Source organism: Cryptosporangium minutisporangium (assembly GCF_039536245.1).
In the GTDB taxonomy this organism is placed as follows: domain Bacteria; phylum Actinomycetota; class Actinomycetes; order Mycobacteriales; family Cryptosporangiaceae; genus Cryptosporangium; species Cryptosporangium minutisporangium.
On record NZ_BAAAYN010000151.1, the window covers coordinates 1 to 1,467 of the forward strand.

The 1,467-nt window shown below is 68.6% G+C and carries 1 pseudogene; it reads right to left on the reverse strand.

The annotated features are described in order from the left end of the window. A pseudogene (locus ABEB28_RS42970) lies at window positions 1-1,450 on the reverse strand (hypothetical protein); the annotation flags it as partial. Window positions 1,451-1,467: the final 17 nt, after the last annotated feature.

Genomic DNA, 1,467 nt, shown 5'->3' on the forward strand with positions numbered 1-1,467 from the left:
CGGTGAGTAGTGAGTTTTCGGCGGCGGCGATGTGTGCGCTGTGGTGTCCACGGACGCCGCCGATGAGTTCGTAGGCGGCTTCTTGTCCGGCGGAGGTGAGTCCTTGGCCGTCGCCGAGGAGCCAGTCGGTGAGGCTGGTGGGGTTGTCCAGGGCGTAGGTGACGCCGGAGGCGGTGAGTGCGCCGATGCCTTCGCCGGTGGTGTTGATGAGGGTGCCGTCGTGTCCGCGGGTGACGGCGTTGCCGACGCCGCCGGTGATGGCTTCTTCGGCGGTCATGTTGAGTAGTCCGGGTCGGCCCCATTCGTCGTTGAGCAGGACGATGGAGTCTTGGTGGCCGGCGGCGACCATGTAGGCCATTGAGGAGCCGACTTCTTTGAGTGCGCCGCGGGCGCCTTGCAGGGCGCCGTCGAACACGTATTTGGCGCCGTGTTGGGCGATCGCGGCGGCTTGTTGGCGGCCGGTCATCCGGGCGAACCGGTCCGCGGCCTCGCGGCGGGCTTGGTCGGCGGCTTGGTTGGTGGCTTGGCGGGCGGCGATCGCGGCGGTGCGGGCGGCCGCGGCGTCGGGTGCTTGCCGGGCGATCCGGTCCAGATCAGCGAACCGGGACAGCCCGCCGCCGCGGGTCGCGGCCCGGCCGGCGTTGTGCCGGACCAGCCGGGTTCCGAGGTCGGTCATCGCCCGCCCTGGATAGCGCAGCGCCCGCGAGCCGAGGGTCGACAGGGGTGGGGGGTGGCGGACGGCGCGCCACACGTTCGGCGGAACGCTGCGGGTGCGGCGCAGCAGGTCGCGGACGTGGACCGGGAGCCGCCGGATCGGCGCTCCACCCGGAGTACGCACGAACGGCGACGCGGACCTACCGACGTCCAGGGCGGCGCGGGGCAGTTTGGTGAAGGCGGCTTTGGTGCCGTGCTGGGCCAGTTCCTGCATCAGTTCCCGGGCGGCTTTGGCGATGCCGGCGCGGGCGGCGGCGTAGGCGGCGCCGACTCCGATCGTGGAGAGGCCGAAGGATTGGACCAGGGTCATGATCGCGGCGAACAGCGCCATCGCCAGATCGAACAGATCCCACAACGCCATCAGCTTCATGAACTCGAACGAGTTGCCCGACGCCCGGACCATCTCGGTGAGTGAGGCTTGGGACTCGGTGGCGTTCGCGGCGACTTTCATGTGCCGGATGTATTTCTGCCGGTAGGCCGCGGCGCCGCCGTCCTGCCCGCCGAGGAACGTCATCATCACTTCGGCGCCGACCGGACCGACCTGCTGCTGATAAGCGGCCAGCAGATTCGTCAGCTCCAGCCGCAAATCCGCCAGCCGATACATCTCCAGTTCATCACCCTCAGGGATCTGAACCAGAAACTCCATCACCGAACCGAGCGTCCCCGGTAACCACTCCTCGAACTGACGGAAACACTCCAACAAATCATCCAGCGCCTCATGGAAGGAACCGGACATCCGGCCACCCTCCCCGC